Annotated in this window: 16 protein-coding genes and 1 pseudogene; 13 read left to right on the top strand and 4 right to left on the bottom strand. The window is 66.1% G+C overall.

Going from position 1 to position 18,627, the window contains the following annotated elements; translation table 11 throughout:
• The first annotated feature begins 16 nt into the window (after nt 1-16).
• On the top strand, nt 17-2,029 hold the full coding sequence (locus AWC12_RS26835; RefSeq protein WP_085178026.1) for an FUSC family protein: 2,013 nt from the start codon (nt 17-19) through the stop codon (nt 2,027-2,029).
• Here the strand turns inward: AWC12_RS26835 and AWC12_RS26830 are convergent.
• Nucleotides 2,001-2,627 carry a PaaI family thioesterase gene (locus AWC12_RS26830; protein WP_024444866.1) on the bottom strand — a complete coding sequence of 209 codons (627 nt, stop codon included), beginning with the start codon at nt 2,625-2,627 and terminating at the stop codon, nt 2,001-2,003. The genes AWC12_RS26835 and AWC12_RS26830 overlap by 29 nt on opposite strands.
• 142 nt (nt 2,628-2,769) lie before the next feature.
• On the opposite strand from AWC12_RS26830, the gene AWC12_RS26825 reads away from it, so the two are divergent.
• The 6 genes and pseudogenes from AWC12_RS26825 to AWC12_RS26800 all read left to right on the top strand — a co-directional run bounded on the left by AWC12_RS26825 (nt 2,770) and on the right by AWC12_RS26800 (nt 10,295).
• On the top strand, nt 2,770-4,215 hold the full coding sequence (locus AWC12_RS26825) for an FAD-dependent oxidoreductase (RefSeq protein WP_234814169.1): 1,446 nt from the start codon (nt 2,770-2,772) through the stop codon (nt 4,213-4,215).
• An 85-nt stretch (nt 4,216-4,300) separates the two neighbouring features.
• On the top strand, nt 4,301-5,713 hold the full coding sequence (locus tag AWC12_RS26820) for an HNH endonuclease signature motif containing protein (RefSeq protein WP_085178025.1): 1,413 nt from the start codon (nt 4,301-4,303) through the stop codon (nt 5,711-5,713).
• Between the two features lie 118 nt (nt 5,714-5,831).
• Nucleotides 5,832-6,494: a GntR family transcriptional regulator gene (locus tag AWC12_RS26815; RefSeq protein ID WP_024444863.1), complete on the top strand. Its 663-nt coding sequence runs from the start codon at nt 5,832-5,834 to the stop codon at nt 6,492-6,494.
• 77 nt (nt 6,495-6,571) lie between these two features.
• Nucleotides 6,572-7,991 (top strand): annotated as a pseudogene (locus tag AWC12_RS26810) (allophanate hydrolase).
• Nucleotides 7,988-8,680 carry a cysteine hydrolase family protein gene (locus tag AWC12_RS26805; RefSeq protein WP_085178024.1) on the top strand — a complete coding sequence of 231 codons (693 nt, stop codon included), beginning with the start codon at nt 7,988-7,990 and terminating at the stop codon, nt 8,678-8,680. Before AWC12_RS26810 ends, AWC12_RS26805 begins: the two are co-directional and overlap by 4 nt.
• 10 nt (nt 8,681-8,690) lie before the next feature.
• Nucleotides 8,691-10,295, top strand: a complete 1,605-nt coding sequence (locus AWC12_RS26800; RefSeq protein WP_085178023.1) for a SulP family inorganic anion transporter — start codon at nt 8,691-8,693, stop codon at nt 10,293-10,295.
• Between the two features lie 54 nt (nt 10,296-10,349).
• On the opposite strand, the gene AWC12_RS31245 is transcribed toward AWC12_RS26800, so the two are convergent.
• Nucleotides 10,350-10,505 (bottom strand): hypothetical protein, encoded by a 156-nt coding sequence (locus AWC12_RS31245; RefSeq protein WP_165762859.1) that lies wholly within the window; start codon nt 10,503-10,505, stop codon nt 10,350-10,352.
• A gap of 350 nt (nt 10,506-10,855) precedes the next feature.
• Between AWC12_RS31245 and AWC12_RS26790 the strand changes: the two genes are divergently transcribed.
• The 3 genes from AWC12_RS26790 to AWC12_RS26780 are packed head-to-tail and all read left to right on the top strand — an operon-like array spanning nt 10,856 to nt 14,127.
• Nucleotides 10,856-11,443 carry a TetR/AcrR family transcriptional regulator gene (locus AWC12_RS26790; RefSeq protein ID WP_085178055.1) on the top strand — a complete coding sequence of 196 codons (588 nt, stop codon included), beginning with the start codon at nt 10,856-10,858 and terminating at the stop codon, nt 11,441-11,443.
• Nucleotides 11,436-12,479 carry an ABC transporter permease family protein gene (locus tag AWC12_RS26785; protein WP_085178022.1) on the top strand — a complete coding sequence of 348 codons (1,044 nt, stop codon included), beginning with the start codon at nt 11,436-11,438 and terminating at the stop codon, nt 12,477-12,479. Before AWC12_RS26790 ends, AWC12_RS26785 begins: the two co-directional genes overlap by 8 nt.
• Nucleotides 12,433-14,127: a tetratricopeptide repeat protein gene (locus tag AWC12_RS26780; protein WP_024444856.1), complete on the top strand. Its 1,695-nt coding sequence runs from the start codon at nt 12,433-12,435 to the stop codon at nt 14,125-14,127. Before AWC12_RS26785 ends, AWC12_RS26780 begins: the two co-directional genes overlap by 47 nt.
• A 2-nt stretch (nt 14,128-14,129) precedes the next feature.
• Here AWC12_RS26780 and AWC12_RS26775 read toward each other — a convergent pair whose 3' ends face one another.
• Nucleotides 14,130-14,897: a maleylpyruvate isomerase family mycothiol-dependent enzyme gene (locus tag AWC12_RS26775; protein ID WP_024444855.1), complete on the bottom strand. Its 768-nt coding sequence runs from the start codon at nt 14,895-14,897 to the stop codon at nt 14,130-14,132.
• A 33-nt stretch (nt 14,898-14,930) separates the two neighbouring features.
• On the opposite strand from AWC12_RS26775, the gene AWC12_RS26770 reads away from it, so the two are divergent.
• Both AWC12_RS26770 and AWC12_RS26765 read left to right on the top strand, forming a co-directional pair.
• A complete protein-coding gene (locus AWC12_RS26770; RefSeq protein WP_024444854.1) occupies nt 14,931-15,410 on the top strand; it encodes a nucleoside deaminase in 480 nt (159 codons plus the stop codon).
• Entirely contained in the window at nt 15,407-16,708 is a 1,302-nt protein-coding gene (locus tag AWC12_RS26765) for an alpha-amylase family protein (RefSeq protein WP_024444853.1), read from the top strand. The genes AWC12_RS26770 and AWC12_RS26765 overlap by 4 nt, the downstream gene beginning before the upstream one ends.
• Nucleotides 16,709-16,712: 4 nt before the next feature.
• On the opposite strand, the gene AWC12_RS26760 is transcribed toward AWC12_RS26765, so the two are convergent.
• On the bottom strand, nt 16,713-17,141 hold the full coding sequence (locus tag AWC12_RS26760) for a DUF1810 domain-containing protein (RefSeq protein ID WP_085178021.1): 429 nt from the start codon (nt 17,139-17,141) through the stop codon (nt 16,713-16,715).
• 303 nt (nt 17,142-17,444) lie between these two features.
• On the opposite strand from AWC12_RS26760, the gene AWC12_RS26755 reads away from it, so the two are divergent.
• A complete protein-coding gene (locus AWC12_RS26755; RefSeq protein ID WP_085178020.1) occupies nt 17,445-18,446 on the top strand; it encodes an esterase family protein in 1,002 nt (333 codons plus the stop codon).
• The last annotated feature ends 181 nt before the right edge of the window (nt 18,447-18,627 follow it).

The raw sequence follows: 18,627 nt of genomic DNA, 5'->3' as shown, positions 1-18,627 counted from the left end.
GGGTCAGAATGGAGTGATGTTGAAGGGTCTGGCGCTACGGCCGCTGCTGCCGGACCTCGTTGCGCTCTCGCGCAGTCTGGCCGCCGTCGCAATTGTCGCCGTGGTCGCCGTGCAGTGGGGTCCGACGGGATCGGTGCCCGCGGTGGTGGGTACGGCCGCGTTCGCGGCTGCGACCGCGTTTCAGGACAGTCCGCGCTCGCGGGTGCCGCTCGTGTATCTAGTGTCGGCACTGTCCGGCGCGGCGGTGCTGCTCGGAGCCTTGACGTCCGCATACCCGGTGCTCTTCGTCGCGGTGGTCGCCCTGTGGTGCTTCGGTGCGGCGATGCTGTGGGTGCTCGGGCCTAACGCCGGACTGATCGGCGCTGCGTCGGCGGCGCTGCTTGTGGTGGCGCCCCCCGTCGCTCCGACGATCGCGACCGCACTTGTCACGACAGCCCTCGCCGTCAGCGGCGGGTTGATCCAGGCGCTGGTGATCTCGTGGTGGCCGCCCCAACGCTGGCGCACCCAGCGCGATGCTCTCGTCGCCGCATACCGCTCGCTGGCCGCCGACGCCCGAAAACTGGCCGACGGCAGCACAGGTGAGGGATGGGCGGTCGACAGCGAACCGCTGGTCGCGCTGCGCGAGGCTTTCACGACCGGCGACGGCGTCAACCGCCGGCGTTCGGCTGTCTACCGTGGTTGGTATGCGCTACCGGAGCGGATCGCCGCCACACTGACCGACGCAGCCGGGGTGCCGCGATCGGATGCACTGTCCCGCGTATTGCAGGAAGCCGCCGACACGATGGTCGCGGTGGCCGACACCGGCCGCTCAGGTCGCGTTGGCACCGACGTGGCGATCACGCGTTTCGACAGCGTGGCCAAGGATGCGATCGGCTCCGAAGCAGGAGTGGTGCAACGACTCTCGGCGCTCCTGCACGAAGTCGTGGCGATGCGGCTCGGCGATTTCGTGCCGTCGACACCCGACGCCGTCCGGTTGCGGCGCCCCGAGCTGCCGACGTCGGTCCGGTCGGCAATTCGCGGGGTGCGCGGCCATCTGATGTGGCACTCCCCCGTGCTACGCCACGCGGTGCGGCTCTCGGTTGCTGTCGCGCTCGCGTGCGCTATCGATCGCTATTCCGGCGGCGACTACGGCTACTGGATCCCTCTGACGGTTCTGATGGTGCTCCGCCCCGAGACCGCACACACCTACACCCGCTGCGTCGGCCGGGTGGCGGGCACTGTTGCCGGGATCGTCGTCGCCTCGACCCTGCTGTTCGTCGTCGATTCCTCCGTCGCGATGGCGACAGTGTCGGCCGTGGTCGCCATCGGCATCGCCTATGTCGTATCCGGTTTCGGCTACGTCGCGATGTCCGCGGCGGTGACCACGTCGGCGGTGCTTCTTCTCGACGCGGGCCGCGCCGGTGTTCCGGCATCGATGAGCGATCCGCTGTTGGCTGCTCTCGTGGGCGGTGGGCTGGCCGTGATCGCCCATGTGGTGCTGCCCGACGACGAGCTGACTCGACTCGCTCAGCGGGCAGGAGAGTTGCTCAAGACCGAGATCGATTACGCCGCAGCGGTGATCAAGGGCTACGTCCACGAACTCGACAGCCCGGCCGACGAGGTGGCGGCGGCATGGCAGCGCGCCTATCGGGCGCGGGCGGCTTTTGAGGCGACGACGGGGGCGATGCGGCTGGAGTCTCGCGAGCTGCGTCACTGGCTGCGGTCCTACCGCACCGCGCTGAATGCGGTCACAAGTTCGTGCACGACCCTGGAGGCGCACCTGCCGGTTCGTCCCTCGACAACCGAGCGCGAGTTCGTGCTCACCGTTGACGAATACGTCGAGGCGCTGTGCGGGGATCCGCCGACGGCCGCGTCGCCGTGGACCGTCGACGCAGCCGAATTAGGGGCCGCTGAGCAGCGGTTGCGCGAGGCCATGCCTAGGAACGGCTCCGACGACGGGCCGATGCGCGTCCTCGTGGCCGAGGTCGGCGCCATCACGCGCAGTCTGTCGGCGATCTCGGTCAGCCCCGCGCCCAGCGCGGCTCGATGAATACCGCCTCGGCTTCCACGGTGATGCCTGTGTCGTCGGCGATGTGGCCCGTCGCGTAGGTCTTGAACCCGTCCGTGTGGGTGATCCGGGCTTCGGAGTGCAGCCGGCCCAGCGGAGTCAGCCGTCGATAACGCACTGTGATCGTTCCTGTCAGCCGGTGCACGCCCGGCTTGCTCGCCGCGTCACCGAGCACATGGTCGAGGATCTTGGCCGACACGCCGCCGTGCACGTGCCCCGGCGGACCCTCGAACGCAGCACCCAGATAAAAGTCACTCCAGGCCGATCCGTCCGGCTCCTTGTGGATCACCAGCGGTGGCGCCGTGGGATTGCGCACGCCGATCACTGCGTTACCCCATGGCATCGACTCCCCCTCCGCGCCGAACTGGATTCCGAAGGAGCTTTCGCGCTGCACTTCGCGCAGTCGAGCGGTCGCAGATTCGATCTCGGCCTTGGCGGCGGCCACGACATCGGCGTCCACCTCGGTTCGGATCGTCGCATCGATCAGTTCGCGCACCGACCCGGTCAAAGGTTCATAGACGGCTCGCAGCCGGGCGATGTCCTCGGCGCTCAACCCGTCGACGTGGGTGTAGTCCAGCACCCCTCGACTAGAACACGCGTCGAGTTTCGCGTCACTTCGGGGGTGGTTCGACCGCGAACGACGAAAGTCACCGAGTGTTGACATCTCCGTGCGAAGGGCTAAATTGGAAGTCAACAGTTGTTGATTTACCGGAGGAGCTCCAGTGCACGATTCCAAGGAAGTCCCCATTCCTGTGCTCATCGTCGGCGCAGGACCGACGGGCCTGACCGCGGCGCTGGAGCTGTCCCGCCTCGGCGTAGCGGTGCGCATCGTCGACCGAGCGGCCGCCGCGTCGCCGGAGTCGCGCGCGCTGGCGGTGCAGGCCCGCACGCTCGAGCTCCTGCGCGTGCGAGGCGTCGGTGAAGAGATGCTGCCGCTGGGCAACAGGGCCCGCGCTGCGGCGCTCTACGCCAATAGGCGTCGGCTCGCTCCCATCGAATTGCACAGGATGCCAAGCGATTTCAACTACATTCTGATGCTCGCCCAATCGGAGACGGAGCGGTTGCTTGCCGAGAGCATGGCCCGCCAGGGAGTCAAGGTCGAACGCGGCGTCGAGGTTACCGCGGTGCGCGAGCTCGCGGATTGCGCAGAGGTGAGGTTGCGCAGGTCTGACGGCTCAGAGGAGTCGGTGCGTGCGTGCTATGTCATTGCTGCCGACGGCCCGCACAGCACGTTGCGGAAGGCCCTGGGCCTCCCATTCCCGGGCCGGACCCTTCCTCATCACTACGTGCTGGCCGACCTACACATCGACGGCGACATGGTCGAGGATCAAGTGTCGATATTCCTGGCGGCCAAGGGATTCATCGCACTGTTCCCGATGGGTAACGGTCGCTTCCGCTTGATGGCCACCGACCCGGCGCGCGTCTCCGGGGCGGGTGAGCCGACAGTCGAGCACATTCAGTGGCTTTATGACCGGGTGGTCCACATTCCAGCCCGATTGCATTCGCCGAACTGGAGCTCGCGCTTTCGGATCAACAGCAGACACATGAAGGCGCTGCGATCTGGGCGGGTCTTCTTCGGTGGCGATGCCGCTCACGTGCACAGCCCCGCGGGCGGCCAGGGAATGAACCTTGGGATCCAAGACATGGTCAACCTGTCGTGGAAGCTTGCGATGGTGCTCGACGGACGGGCGAGGCCGGAACTGCTCGACACGTATTCATCGGAGCGCCTGCCGGTGATCCGAAAACTGGTCCGTATCACCGAGATCGGAACCCGGGTGTTCAACTCGACGAACCCTCTCGTACACGCCATCAGGATACGTATGGCGCCGAAAGCATTGGGGAGGAACCGGATACAGAATGCCGCGGCATCGATGTTCGGTCAGCTGTCGGCCGATTACCGAGGCGGCGTCTTCGGTGACGGTGACCGAGTGCCCGACGACGACGGGCTGTACGACGCGCTGGACCTCAATGCCCTGACGCTGTTCAGTGACGACGGCGCTGCCCTCGAGGTGGCGCGGCGGTGGGACGGCGCGGTGTCGGCACGAGCCGGCCGCGGCGACGGATGGCGCCTCGTCCGGCCGGACGGATACCTCGCGGCGGCGGGCGGCCCCGGTGACGTGTCCGCGCTGGAGCGGCTGCTCCAGCGTTGGTTCATTCCGCCGTTGTGAGTCACTGGAATTTCTTCTGTCACTCGGGTTTCTCTGGTCACTTTTTGAGGCCATCCTGTCAGTTCTTCGAACTAGTGTTCGATATGTGGATGTGGTGTCGGAGGCGGTGGCCGGGATGAGCGAGCAGATCGCCGTTCTATCGAAGGCGTGTGACGAGTTGTCGCACCGGGAGCTGATCGGGCTGCTCGCCGAATTGGCGACAGTGACGCGGTCGGTTCCGACTCTTGAACACAAAGTGCTGGCGCGGCTGCTGGCAGAGACTGAGCCGCACCGTCTCGGGGAGGCGACGTGGAAGAAGGTCCTCACCACAGCACTACGGGTGTCGGGGCGTGAGGCGACCCGGCGGTTGGTGCGGGCCAAATCGCTGGGGCCGCGCCGCTCGCTCAGTGGTGAGCCGTTGGCGCCGCTGTGGGAGGCGACCGCCACCGCCCAAGCCGACGGGCTCCTCGACGAAGAGCACGTGAGCGTGATCGCGAAGTTTCACAAGGCGCTGCCCACCTGGGTGGACGCCGTAACGCGGGCCCAAGCCGATGCGGCGTTGGCGCGTCAGGGTGGGGGGCTGGATCCAGAGAATCTGGCGGCAGCGGCGCGGTATCTGCTGATCAAGATCGACCAGGATGGGCCGGAGCCCTCCGAGAAGGAGCGCGGCCGCAAGCGCGGCCTGACGTTCGGGCGCCAACAAGCCGATGGTTCCAGTTTTCTCTCTGGCTGGGTGACAGCCAAGTTCCGTGCGGCAGTGGAGGCGGTGTGGGCGAAAGAAGCCGCACCCGGCCACCACGTCCCCGACTACGAACTCGACGAGCCTGCCGACGAGGCACCAGTCGCCGACGAGGCCGCCGAGTCTGCCGCCGATCACGATCCGCGGCCCGAGCCGCGCGGCTCTGATCCGCGCACCCAGGAGCAGCGCAACCACGACGCCCTCGAAGCCGTGGCCTTCCGTGCCCTGGAATCCGGCCAACTCGGCACCCACAACGGCCTTCCGGTCACCGTGATCGTCTCCACCACCCTCCAAGACCTCGAAAAAGGCGCCGGGGTCGCGGTCACCGGCGGCGGCACCCTGCTGCCGATCCGCGATCTGATCGCCATGGCCGCCAACGCATTCCACTACCTGTATGTCTACGACAAACACACCGAACAATCGCTGTACCTGGGTCGAGCCAAACGGCTGGCCAACGCCGCCCAACGCCTGGTGTTACACGGCAAGGAACGCGGCTGCACCCGGCCCGGCTGCAGCGTGCCCGGCTACTGGGCCCAGGTGCATCACGCCGCCGCGGACTGGAAAGACGACGGCCAAACCAACATCGACGACCTGACCTTCGCCTGCCCCGCCGATCACCGAATGCTCGACAAGACCAGTTGGCGCACCCGCAAAAACGCCAAAGGCCAGACCGAATGGCTCCCACCGCCCGACCTCGACACCGGCCAACACCGCATCAACGGCTACCACCACCCCGAACGCTACCTACTCCCCCACGACCAAGAGGACGAAGATCCGTGAGAGATGTTGCTGTGCAGTCGTTTACGCGACGTCAAGTCGCTCGTGGGGCGGCGGCGTCAGCGCGTCCGCCGGGGCGCCTTGCTGCGCGCGTTGCCTTTAATGCCTACCCTGGGGTGCCATGGCAGCACCGACGGAAGGGCCCTCGAGGCTTGTGCTGCCCGCGACCCTGGTCGAAGTCACCGCCGATCGGCTTCGAGATGCCATCCTCTCGGGCGAGCTCGCGCCGGGCGAAAAGATCGTCGAGGAGCAGCTGTGCGCAGACATCGGGATCAGTCGGGCGCCGCTGCGGGAGGCTCTCCGGCTGCTCGCGCAGCAGGGCCTTGTCGAACACCTCCCGCGGCGCGGATCCCGAGTCGCCGAATGGTCACCCACCGACATCCTGCAGCTGTTCGAACTGCGCAATGTCCTGGAACGCCACGCCATCGAATCCGCCATTCCCCTGCCCGACCCCGGCCGCGACCTTGAGCCGGTGCGCGCTGCCCTCGACCGCATGAACGCCGCGACTGACGCCCTCGAGCGCGACGACGCCCACCGTGCATTTCATGCCGCCGTCGTTGGGCTCGCCAACAACCGCCAGCTCGACATCGCACTCGAACCCATCCTGCTCAAGCTGCAACTGCCGATGGCGAGAAACCTCCGCGAAGAAGCACGCCTGCACGCCGAGGACGATGGAATCGGCCGCCACAAAGCAATTCTCGCCGCCTTGGAAACCAACGAGCCCGGCGTGGTCGTCGAGGCGATTCGAGACCATGGGCACCTGGACTACCTGGAGCTCGACTAGCGCCACCTCTGCAGCGCTAACACGATCGACACACGGTTGACAACAGTTCGCCACGATTCTGTCGACAATCGACAGATGTGTCCACCAATTTCCTCGGACCGGCAATCGGGCCCTCTGTGTCGGAAATCCTTGCTTCGCACGCAAGCGGAACGGGTTCGCCCACCAAGACCGCCGCCCGTGTCGCCGACACCATAGCCGCCAGAGGTGACGACGGGACCTGGCTGTCCACCGTTCCTCGCGACGAGCTGATTGCCGCCGCCGAGGAGATCGAACGCCGGCCCGGGGCCCACGCTGCCGCTCTACGGAGTGCCCTTCGGCGTCAAGGACAGCATCGACGTCGCGGGCTACCCCACTACACTCTCCTGTCCCGACTACTCCTACGTCGCCGCCGCCACCGCACCTGCGGTTCAAAGACTCATCGACGCCGGTGCGCTGTACGTCGGCAAGACGAACCTGGACCAATTCGCCACCGGCCTCAACGGCACCCGCACGCCTCACACCATCCCGCGCAGCGTGTATGGCAACGAAACGATCTCTGGTGGTTCGAGTTCGGGCTCCGCCCTCGCGGTCGCGCTGGGCGAGGTGCCCTTCGCGGTGGCCACTGACACCGCCGGATCCGGCCGCGTTCCCGCCGCACTCAACGGTGTCGTCGGTTTCAAGCCCTCGCGCGGGCTCATCAGCACCGTCGGACTTGTCCCGGCCTGTAAATCCCTCGACTGCCTCAGTGTGATGGCCGGCTCCATCGACGACGTCGACCGGGTGCTCGACATCATGATCGGCCGCGATGACGGTGACCCGTGGTCCCGCGACCGTGGTCCACGATTCGCCGGCGGCGAGATTCGCGTCGGTCTGCCACTCGAGTCTGAGCTCGAATTCTTCGGCAACGACGACATGCGCGATGCACACCTGGCGTTTCGCGAACAGTTGTCCCGCACCCACACGACTGTCGAAGTATCACTCGAACCCTTCTTGGCGGCGGGAGAGCTCCTATATCAGGGTCCGTGGGTCGCTGAACGACTCGTCGAATTCGGTGATTTCCTGGCGCAGCAGCCCGAATCGATCCATCCGGTGGTCCGGCAGATCTTCGAAGGCGGGCACAAGTACACCGCCGTCGACGCCTTCGCAGCGCTGCAAAAGCTGCAGGAGCTCAAGGCGTGCGTCGGTCGGCTGTGGCAACAGATGGACGTGCTGGTGGTGCCCACCATCGGCACCACGTTCACCGTCGACGAAGTGCTCGCAGCGCCGATCGACTGCAACACGATGCTCGGCCACTACACCCACTTCGGGAATCTGCTCGACCTGCTGGGCGTTGCGATACCGCTCGGTGTCACTGCAGCGGGAAGTCCCTACAGCGCAATGCTTCTCGGCAACGCGCTCACTGACGACACGGTGCTCCAACTGGCCGCCCAACTCCTCGACGAACCACGTCCCATCCGAACCTCTCAACCGGCCGTATCGCCGTCCACCGTTGATTCCCACGCTCAGGAGCGCCTGTGAACCACATCGTCGAGATCCCCGCCGAACCGTCCTCCTTTCGGCTCGTCGAGGACAAAACCGCGCTCGTCGTCATCGACATGCAGCGGGACTTCCTGCTGCCGGGCGGCTTTGGCGAGAGTCTCGGCAACGACGTCGGTCAGCTTTTGAAAGTGGTTCCGCCCCTGACTACGCTGATCGCGGCGGCCCGCGCGGCCGGCATCATGGTCGTCCACACCCGCGAAGGCCACCGACCCGATCTGTCGGATTGCCCACCGGCGAAGCTTAACCGCGGTGCGCCGTCGAAACGCATCGGCGACCCCGGCAAGTACGGTCGCATCCTGATCCGCGGCGAGTACGGCCACGACATCGTCGACGAACTCGCGCCAATCGATGGTGAAGTCGTCATCGACAAGCCCGGTAAGGGCGCCTTCTATGCCACCGAGCTATCCGACGTTCTGACTGGGGCCGGCATCACCCAACTGCTCGTCACGGGGGTGACCACCGAGGTGTGTGTGCACACCACCACGAGGGAGGCCAACGACCGCGGCTACGAGTGCCTCGTCGTATCCGACTGCGTCGGCTCGTATTTCCCGGAGTTTCAGCGGATCGGCCTCGAGATGATCAAGGCCCAGGGCGGCATATTCGGCTGGGTCGCCGACACCTCCGCCGTGATTCCCGCACTCTCCAACCTCACCACGACAGCAGCCTGAGAGGACCCCGATGAGCACCGACGTCACCACTCCGCCTCCTGCCGATCCGATGGAACCGCCTGTGGCCAAACCGGTCTCGCTCGCCTGGTGGACCAAGGGCGACACCAACGCGTTCTTCGGGCTGGGCTTCAACATCCTTGTCAACGTCCTGACTCTAACCGGCTTGATGATCGGCGTGATCGCGGTCCCTGCCGACGACGTCCTCGGTACGGTGCTCCCGGCGCTCGGGGTCGCGCTGATACTCGGCAATCTCTACTACACATTCCTCGCCCGGCGGCTGGCCAAGCGGGAAAGCCGAACCGACGTCACTGCGCTGCCGTACGGCCCGAGCGTCCCGCACATGTTCATCGTGGTGTTCGTGGTGATGCTGCCGGTGTATCTCGCCACCGACAACCCGATTCAGGCGTGGCAGGCAGGACTGGCGTGGGCTTTCCTGATCGGCGTCATCGTCATGATCGGCGCATTCGTCGGACCCTACATTCGCAAGCTGACGCCGCGTGCTGCGATGCTGGGCACCCTCGCGGGCATCTCGATCACGTTCATCTCGATGCGCCCCGCCGCTCAGATGTGGGAGGCGGCCTGGATCGGTCTGCCCGTCCTCGCCATCATCCTGATCGGCTTCTTCACCAATGTGAAACTGCCAGGCGGCATTCCGATCGGCCTGGTGGCGCTACTGGTCGGCACCGCGATCGGGTGGGCAGGCGGTTACATGTCGGCGCCCGATGTCGGGGCAGCCTTCAGCAACATCGCCATCGGTATCCCCGACCTGCGAATCGACATGCTGTTCAACGGTCTTGCCGATCTCGCGCCACTACTCGGTACAGCGATTCCGCTGGGGGTCTACAACTTCACCGAAGCGATGAGCAATGTCGAGAGCGCCGCGGCCGCCGGCGACAACTACTACCTGCGCAGCGTTCTTCTCGCCGACGGGGCGGGTGCGGTGATCGGTTCGGCGTTCGGTTCGCCGTTCCCGCCGGCGGTATACATCGGCCACCCGGGCTGGAAGGACGCCGGAGGGCGGGCCGGCTACTCGCTCGCCAGCGGTGCGGTCATTGGGATCTTCTGTTTTGTCGGTCTTTTCGGTGTCCTGGCTGCCTTACTTCCGGTGCCTGCCATCGTCCCGATTCTGCTCTACATCGGTCTGTTGATCGGCGCACAGGCTTTCCAGGCGGTCCCCAGGCTGCACGCCATCGCGGTCGTTGCCGCGCTGCTGCCCAATCTTGCCGAATGGGGCAAGACGCAGATCGACAATGCTCTTTCCGCTGCGGGGACGACCGCCACCGAGGTGACAGCTGAGGCCCTCAACGGTGCCGGCGTCGTCTACGAGGGTCTGAAGACACTGGGCGAAGGCGCGGTGCTGAGCGGAATGCTGCTTGGCACCATGGTCGTGTTCATTTTGGAGAAGAAGTTCCTCTACTCCGCGACCGCGGCGGCTGTGGCGGCCGTGCTCTCGTTCATCGGCCTGATTCACGCGCCTGAGGTCACCTGGGCGGCGAGTCCGTCGGTTGCGCTGGGCTACCTGTTCTTCGGCCTTGTGTGCGTGGCGTTCTCGTTCCTGCCTGGCGCGAAGGACCCCGTGGATGTCGATGAGTCAGATGTAGTGGCGGGCCACTGATCTGATCACAGTGGCGGGCCACTGATCTGATCACAGTGGCGGGCCACTGATCGGCTACTCCGGCAGTCCGGCCTCAATGGCGGCCGCCTGCTTAGTGGCGATCTCGGTGGCGATGTCCGGCTGAACAGGGTCACCGGGTGCGCTTTCGAAGCTCAGGCTCACCAGCGCCGTGCCCTGAGTGAAGAGGATGACCGTCACCTCGGGCGCCATCGGGAGATGTGCCCCCGGCCATCACGCCCTGGCCCCGGAAGGAGCAGAGAGCCGTCATCGCTGGGCTCTGCCGGTGCGCTCGTCTCGTCGGCTGCCGTCGTCTCGTCGGCTGCCGTCGTCTCCGACGGAGTGGCGTCGGCGGACGTGGTCGAGGACGCGGCCGCGATGTCCACAAGAGCCCTTCCTCTGACTGGCCCGCGTCGGGACCCAAAGACTCCGTTATTGGCACAGTCGTAGACGAAATGGTTCGAAGGCGGAATATCTGCCCGGTCACAGCCCGGCGCGAGGGTGTCATAGATAACCTAATCTTTCGTATACAAGTGTAAACAAAGTCTCGTAGGCTCGTGCCCATGTCAGAAAGAGGTCGCAGTGCGGATCCCCGCGCGGAGCGGGTCAGAAGCCGCCTCCGCCAGGCGGCGCTCTTCCTCGCCGACGAACGACCGGTCGACGAGATCTCCGTCGGCGACCTTGTGTCCCAGGCCGATGTCAGCCGTCAGGTGTTCTACCGTCATTTTCGCGACCGCGACGACGCGATCGCCGCAGCGTTCAGCCACCTCTTCTGCAAGCGACCCGCTCAGGCCGAGGATGCGAAGGCCCGGATCCTCGAGCTGTTCGGATTCGCCGCAGAACACGCAGCCCTGTTCCGGCACGTCGTTCCCAGCACCGTCAACCAGTACGTTCTGGTCACCTACCGCGACGCACTGCGCGCGCCCTGCGAGCAGATCGCCCGTCAGGGCATGGCCGTGCTCGACACCATCACATCCATCTCCGCAGATGCCGTAACCCGGTTTCTGGTCGGCGGGTTCACCGAGGTCCTGCGGTCGTGGATGGAGGACCCGGAAGCCACCGACCTGTCCCTCCGAATCGGCGCCGCGCTCGACACCGTTGATGCGCTGCTCGGCATCACGTCAGCTCAGAAAGGACCCTCCCGTGGGTAGACATCAGACCCAAGACATTCCGGCGTTCCGTAACCGCTCGACCATCCGCACCACGGTGCTTGCGCTGGCCGGTCTGACCGTGTTCGTGCTGGCAATGGTCGCCAGCTATTCCGGCGCCTTCGCCAAGCCGACACTGCACCATATGACCGTCGCAGTGTCGGCGCCCGCGCAGCTTGTCGACGGGCTTCGCGAACAAAATGCGTTGACTGTCAACCCAGTTGGTGATGCTGCGGCGGCAAGGAACCAGGTGCTCGAACGGACGGCCGACACCGCGTTCGCCGTCACGCCGGACGGGCACATGACCGTCTACGTGGCAGGCGGCGGCGGACACAGTGTGGCCGCGGCCGCCGAAGTGGTCGGCCGCACTACGGCCGAGCGCGCAGGCCTGACACCCGTCGTCGAGGACGTCGCGCCGACGTCTGCGGGCGATCCGTCGGGCACCGTCGAGTTCTATGCCGTCATCTTCATCTCGATCGGCGCCTCATTGGGTGCCGCACTGCTCGGGCGGTTGATGGGCAGCGTCCGCACGCCGACGACCCTGGCGCTGCGCACCGTCTCGCTCGCCGCGTTCTCCGCAGTGCTGGCCGGCGCGGTCACCGTCTACGTCGGTCCGGTGTTGGACGCGCTCACCGGCCATCCTTGGCAGGTGTTCGGCGTGCTGTGGCTCTACGCGATGGCCGTCGGCGGCGCCGTCACCGGAGTCGCAGCCGCGTTCGGCACTGCCGCGTCGGTGGTGCTCGGCCTTTTCCTCGTCGTCGTCGGCAACGCCGCGGCCGCCGGTCCGGTCGGACGGCCGCTGCTGTCGGGCTTCTACTCGACTTTCACGACGATTGTGCCGCAGGGCTCGGGGGTGTCGCTGCTGCGCAGCATCTCCTACTTCGGCGGCCACGGCGCGGCGACCCCGCTGGCCACACTGGCGATCTGGGCGGCGTCCGGGTGTTTCCTCGCAGTTCTCGCCACTGCCGCCCGGGTGAATTATCGTCCCCTCTATGAGCGAGTCCTACTACGACCTCGGCTCCTATCACCGACCGACTGACTCACCGTCGGAAGCGGCGCGCGTGTGGTTCGACCGCGGAATGGTGTGGTCGTATGCCTTCAACCACGAGGAAGCGATTCACTGTTTCGACCGCGCACTCGAACTCGACCCCGACTTCGCGCTTGCACGCTGGGGTGTCGCTTACGCCATCGGACCGAATTACAACAAGGGGTGGGAGGCCTTCGACCCCGTGGACCTCGGCGCGTCGCTGGCCCGAGCGCGGATGGAACTGCGACTCGCGGCCGCTGGGCGGGCTTCCGCCGTCGAGCAAGGGCTGATCAACGCCCTGGCAGCCCGCTTCCCCACCGACGATCCCGAAGACGCGCACGCTTTGACTGAAGGTCACACTGCGTATGCCGACGCGATGGCGGCGTTGGCGACCGCCTATCCGGACGACATCGACGTGGTTGCGCTTGCCGCCGACGCTCTGGTCAATGTCACCGCGTGGGCGTTGTGGGACAGCAGAACCGGTGAACCCGCTCCCGGGTCGCGCGTCGTGGAGGCCAAGCGCCTCCTCGACGACGCGCTCGCCACCGGCGTCGGACGTGAGCATCCGGGAATTCTGCATCTGTACATCCACGCGATGGAGATGTCGACCACTCCGCAGGCCGCGCTGCCCGCCGCCGACCTGCTACGCGGCCTGGTGCCCGACGCCGGGCATCTTCAGCACATGCCCAGCCACATCGACGTGCTGTGCGGCAACTACCGCGACTCGGTGGTGGCAAATCAGTCCGCGGTGCGCGTCGATCGACGTTTCGTGGAACACCAAGGCCCGCTGAACTTTTACTCGCTGTACCGCGCGCACAATCTGCATTTCATCGTGTATTCGGCGATGTTCGAGGGCAATTCGGCCGTCGCCCTGCAGGCCGCCGACGAGCTCGCCGAACAGCTGACGCCCGAATTGCTCGCCATTGAGTCACCACCGATGGCGGACTGGCTGGAAGCGTTCGTGCCGTTGCGGATACACGTGCTGGTGCGGTTCGGTCGATGGGACGAATTGATCGCGACACCGCTGCCCGAAGACGCCGAGCTGTACTGCACGACAGCAGCGACCATTCACTACGGGCGCGGGGTGGCACACGCCGCGAGCGGGCATCTCGATCAGGCCAAAGCCGAACGGGATCACTTCGTGAGGGCCTACGAACGGATCCCGGACAGCAGATACCTGTTCAACAACACCAGCCGCGACATCCTCGCCGTGGCGGCGGCCATGCTCGACGGCGAAATCGAATATCGCGCAGGTGAATTCGACGCGGCATTCGCCCATCTGCGGCGTGCTGTCGAGCTGGACGACAATCTGCCGTACGACGAACCCTGGGGGTGGATGCAACCCACGCGGCATGCGCTCGGGGCGCTGCTGCTCGAGCAGGACCGTGTCGAGGAGGCCGCGCAGGTGTACGCGGCCGACCTCGGGCTCGATCCGACGCTGAGCAGACCGTGCCAGCACCCGGGCAACGTGTGGAGTCTGCACGGGTACCACGAATGCCTCACCCGACTGGGCCGCGATGCCGAAGCGGTGATCGTCGGCAAGCAGCTCGAACTGGCTTCCGCGCGGGCCGACGTGCCGATCACGGCGTCCTGCGCATGCCGGATCGACGAGCGCTCGCGCGAGGAGTCGGCCGCCGAGCACGCACGGTGCTGCGACTGAGATCAGGCGAACGCGACCCGTTCCATCCAGAAGTCGACCAGGTCGGCGTCCCCACGGATCTGCACCGTCGACACGGGCTTGCGGCGATACAGCACGAGCAGCACATCGGTGACCGGCCCGCGCAACTCCGCGGCGGTGGGCTCGGGCCCCCGGCGCCAAGCCAGCGCGTCGCCTGTGAAGTCCAGTAGCCAATCGTCGTTGGTGTCGGTGGTGTGCAAACCGATGGTGCGTCCGGGCCCCAGCAGCTCCCGCATCCACGGGTGTACCTCGAAATGGAAGGGCATACAGCCCAGTTCGAGCCACTCCTGCACCCCGTCGACGGCGAGGAAGTTCGGCAGCGTGTAGTCGACGTCGAGTGCGAGGGCGGCGTCGGCTCTGTGCATCGCCGTCTCGTGCGCGAAGCGGCGGGCGAAAAACCCGCTGCCACCGCCGGGCACCGGACACCACATCTGCTCGGCCGGCCCCGCTTCGCGCAGTGTGCGCGCCAGTCCGGTCGCAGAACCGCGCAACGCCGCCGCCAGCTCTGCCGCGTCCTCGTCATCGACCCCCGCCAGGTCGCGCAGTTCCGTGTCCGACGGCGGGGACTCGGCGCGCGTCTCGACGACCTCCCGCGCCCAGCGCAGCCCGGCCTCGACGTGACAGGCGAGCTGTGCGACGGTCCACCCCGGACAGGACGGTACGGCCGTCGTCAGGTCGGCCCCGTCCAGATGATCTGCGAACAGGTCGGCCTGAGCCTCGATCTCGTTGCAGTGCCATACGAACTCGCGCATGTCCCCTCCCGCCTGCTGCGTAGACTCCGCCGTGTGGCAGTCACCGATGTCGACCTACGGTACTTGCGGCGCTGTGTGCAGCTAGCAGGCCGGGCGCTCGAGGACGGCGATGAACCTTTCGGCTCGGTGCTGCTCGACCCCTCGGGCACAGTCCGCTTCGAGGACCACAACCGGGTCAAGGACGGCGACGCCACCCGTCACCCCGAGTTCGCGATCGCGAAGTGGGCCGTCGAGCACCTGTCCCCCGCCGAACGTGCGCTGTCCACGGTCTACACCTCGGGTGAGCACTGCCCGATGTGCGCCGCCGCGCATGCGTGGGTAGGTCTGGGGCGGGTTGTCTATGCCGCATCGGCAGCGCAGCTGACACAGTGGCTGGGCGAGTGGAATGCCCCGCCCGCCCCGGTGGCCGGGCTGCCGATCACGACGATCGCTCCCGGCATCGTCGTCGACGGACCGGCGCCCGAACTGACGGAGGAGATGAAGGCGTTGTACGCAAAGGCATTTCGGCCATGACCGCGGGTTGGGTCGAGCACGTCATCTGGTGGCAGGTCTATCCGCTCGGCTTCGTCGGAGCCTTTCCGGCCGATCCCGCGCCGACCGCCGATCAGCACCGGTTGCGCCGCGTCGCGGACTGGCTCGACTACGCAGTCGAACTCGGGGCCTCCGGTCTGGCATTGGGTCCGGTGTTCGCCTCGCAAACCCATGGCTACGACACCGTCGACCACTACCGCATCGATCCCCGCCTCGGTGACGACGCGGACTTCGACTACCTCGTCGGCGAAGCGCACCGCCGCGGCCTCCGGGTGCTGCTCGACGGCGTGTTCAATCACGTGGGAACCGACTTTCCGCGGTATCGCGAAGCCGTCGACGGCGGTGACCGGTCATGGTTTCGGGTGCGCGGCCACGAGTTCGCGACATTCGAGGGGCACGGCGGCCTCATCGCGCTGAACCACCGCAGCGCGGAGGTCGTCGACTACACGGTCGACGTGATGAGCCACTGGCTCGGCCGCGGAGCCGACGGCTGGCGACTCGACGCTGCCTACGCGGTTTCCGATGCCTTCTGGTCGCAGGTGCTCCCGCAAGTTCGCGACAGACATCCGGAGGCGTGGTTCGTCGGCGAGGTGATTCACGGCGATTACGAAGCGCGCGTTCGTGATTCCGGGTTCGACTCCGTCACCCAGTACGAACTGTGGAAGGCAATCTGGAGCAGCATCAACGACGCCAACTTCCACGAGCTGGACTGGGCGCTCAAGCGGCACAACGAGTTCCTCGACACCTTCGTCCCGCTCACCTTCATCGGCAACCACGATGTCACCCGCATCGCAAGCCAACTGACCAACACCGACCACGTCGAGCATGCACTTGTGATCCTGCTGACCACCGGTGGCACTCCCAGCGTTTACGCCGGTGACGAGGTGGCCTACCGCGGTGTCAAGGAGGAGCGTTTCGGCGGTGACGATGCGGTTCGGCCCGAGTTCGGCGCGCCTTTCGAGGGAGTCGGCGAACATGGCCATCAGGTCTTCCGGTCCCACCAGCACCTCATAGGGCTGCGGCGCAGGCATCCGTGGCTGCACTCGGCCAGAACCGCTCCGCTGGCGGTGACCAACACGTCGTACGTCTACACGACGCGTTGCGGTGATGACGCCCTTGTGGTCGCCCTGAACGTGGGCGATGAGGCCGTCTCGCTCTCCCTTACCGATCTTGGGGTGCAGCGTGCTGAAGTGGTTGCCGGTTCGGGTGCCCCACCCGCCGAGATCGTCACCGAGACCTCGGTTGCGCCTCACGGCTGGCTGATTCTGGCGCCGCGCTGACCGATCAGGCGAGCAGGTCCACTGTGGCCGGATCGTCGTCTCCGTTGTAGAAGGCATCCAGCACCGCGCGGAATGGTGCGGCATCGTCGGCGGCATTCGCGAACAGCGTCATCGACGAGCGAACTTTCAGATCGTCTGGGTAGCCGAGGATTTCGGTCGCCGACCGTCCGGCGTGCGTCGCGAGGACTTCCGCGCACTCTCGCAGCCTCGGCCCGAGCACAGGGTGAGCGAGATAGGCACGCGCCTCCTCGAGCGATGCGATCCCGAACCGCTGGGCTGTCGAGCTGTGCCCCAGGCCCCGGAGCTGAGGGAAGACGAACCAGATCCAATGACTGCGCTTGGACCCCGCCCGAATCTCAGCCAGGGCAGTTGCGTATACGCCGTCCTGTGCCGCGACGAAGCGGTCGAGGTCGAACGGTTGCTCGTGGAACATCTCAGCCACCCCCTTTTGCGCCGATCTGTCCAAGCTACTGCCGGTGCCGGCCGCCACGACATGGACCGGTGAGGCGCGCAACAGTGGATCGCAACCTCAGAAATCGCACTATTCACACTGGTCACAACACTTTGTGAAGACTCGACGAGTCCGGCCTGAGTCGCAATCGTTAGCCAACCGCGACCGGCAGTCCCTGTGTCGGGCCGCTGATTACCTGGTCTGAGCGTGTTCCATTAGCCCTGAAACCAGACGGCATGTTTGCGAACCAGGCGGACGTTGACGAGAAAGGTGTGGATTGCCGTTATGAAGTGGAAAGAGAAGTTTCAGGGCACGACGCGGAGGGCGCTTCGGCGGGTGGCTGCTGCCGCCCTGGCCGCGGCTACGTTGCCCGGGCTGATCGGCTTCGCAGGAGGTTCGGCGACTGCCGGCGCGTTCTCGCGCCCCGGTCTTCCCGTCGAGTACCTCGACGTGTTCTCGCCCTCGATGAACCGCAACATCCGTATCCAGTTCCAGGGCGGTGGCCCGCACGCCGTGTATCTCCTGGACGGCCTACGCGCGCAGGACGACTACAACGGCTGGGACATCAACACCCCGGCGTTCGAGTGGTTCTACCAGTCCGGGTTGTCGACGATCATGCCCGTCGGCGGCCAGTCCAGCTTCTACACCGACTGGTACCAGCCCTCTCGCGGCAACGGCCAGGACTACACCTACAAGTGGGAGACGTTCCTGACCCAGGAGCTGCCGACGTGGCTGGAGGCCAACCGCGGCGTCTCGCGGACGGGCAACGCCGTCGTCGGCCTCTCGATGGCCGGCAGCGCTTCGCTGACCTACGCGATCTACCATCCGCAGCAATTCATCTACGCTGCTTCGCTTTCGGGCTTCCTGAATCCGTCGGAGGGCTGGTGGCCGATGCTGATCGGTCTGGCGATGAACGACGCAGGCAAGTTCAACGCCGAAAGCATGTGGGGCCCGTCGTCGGACCCGGCGTGGAAGCGCAACGACCCGATGGTCAACATCAATCAGCTGGTGGCCAACAACACTCGGATCTGGATCTACTGCGGCACCGGCACCCCGTCAGATCTGGACACCGGCGGTGGCCCGAACCTGATGGCGGCGCAGTTCCTCGAAGGATTCACGCTGCGGACCAACATCGCCTTCCGTGACAACTACATCGCGGCCGGCGGCACAAACGGCGTCTTCAACTTCCCGACCGCGGGAACGCACAGCTGGGGCTACTGGGGACAGCAGCTGCAGCAGATGAAGCCGGACATTCAGCGGGTCCTGGGCGCTCAGGCCACCGCGTAAACCCACCACACTCAGAGAGCCTGCCGTTTCCCCCGAGCGGCAGGCTCTCTGCTGTGTGGGGCAACGATGACCCACAAAGATGACCGACCCACAAAAATGACCACAGTGTGACCACGGCGCTGCGGCGCGTTTTGTGCGGGGCCACGCCCGGGTACCGAGAGAGCGAACCGGCGCGTCGACC

Origin of the sequence: Mycolicibacterium iranicum (genome assembly GCF_002101705.1) — a bacterium.
GTDB classification, from domain to species: Bacteria; Actinomycetota; Actinomycetes; order Mycobacteriales; family Mycobacteriaceae; genus Mycobacterium; species Mycobacterium iranicum.
Note: the sequence above shows the minus strand (reverse complement) of the source record. Positions and strands in the feature narration are given on the sequence as shown.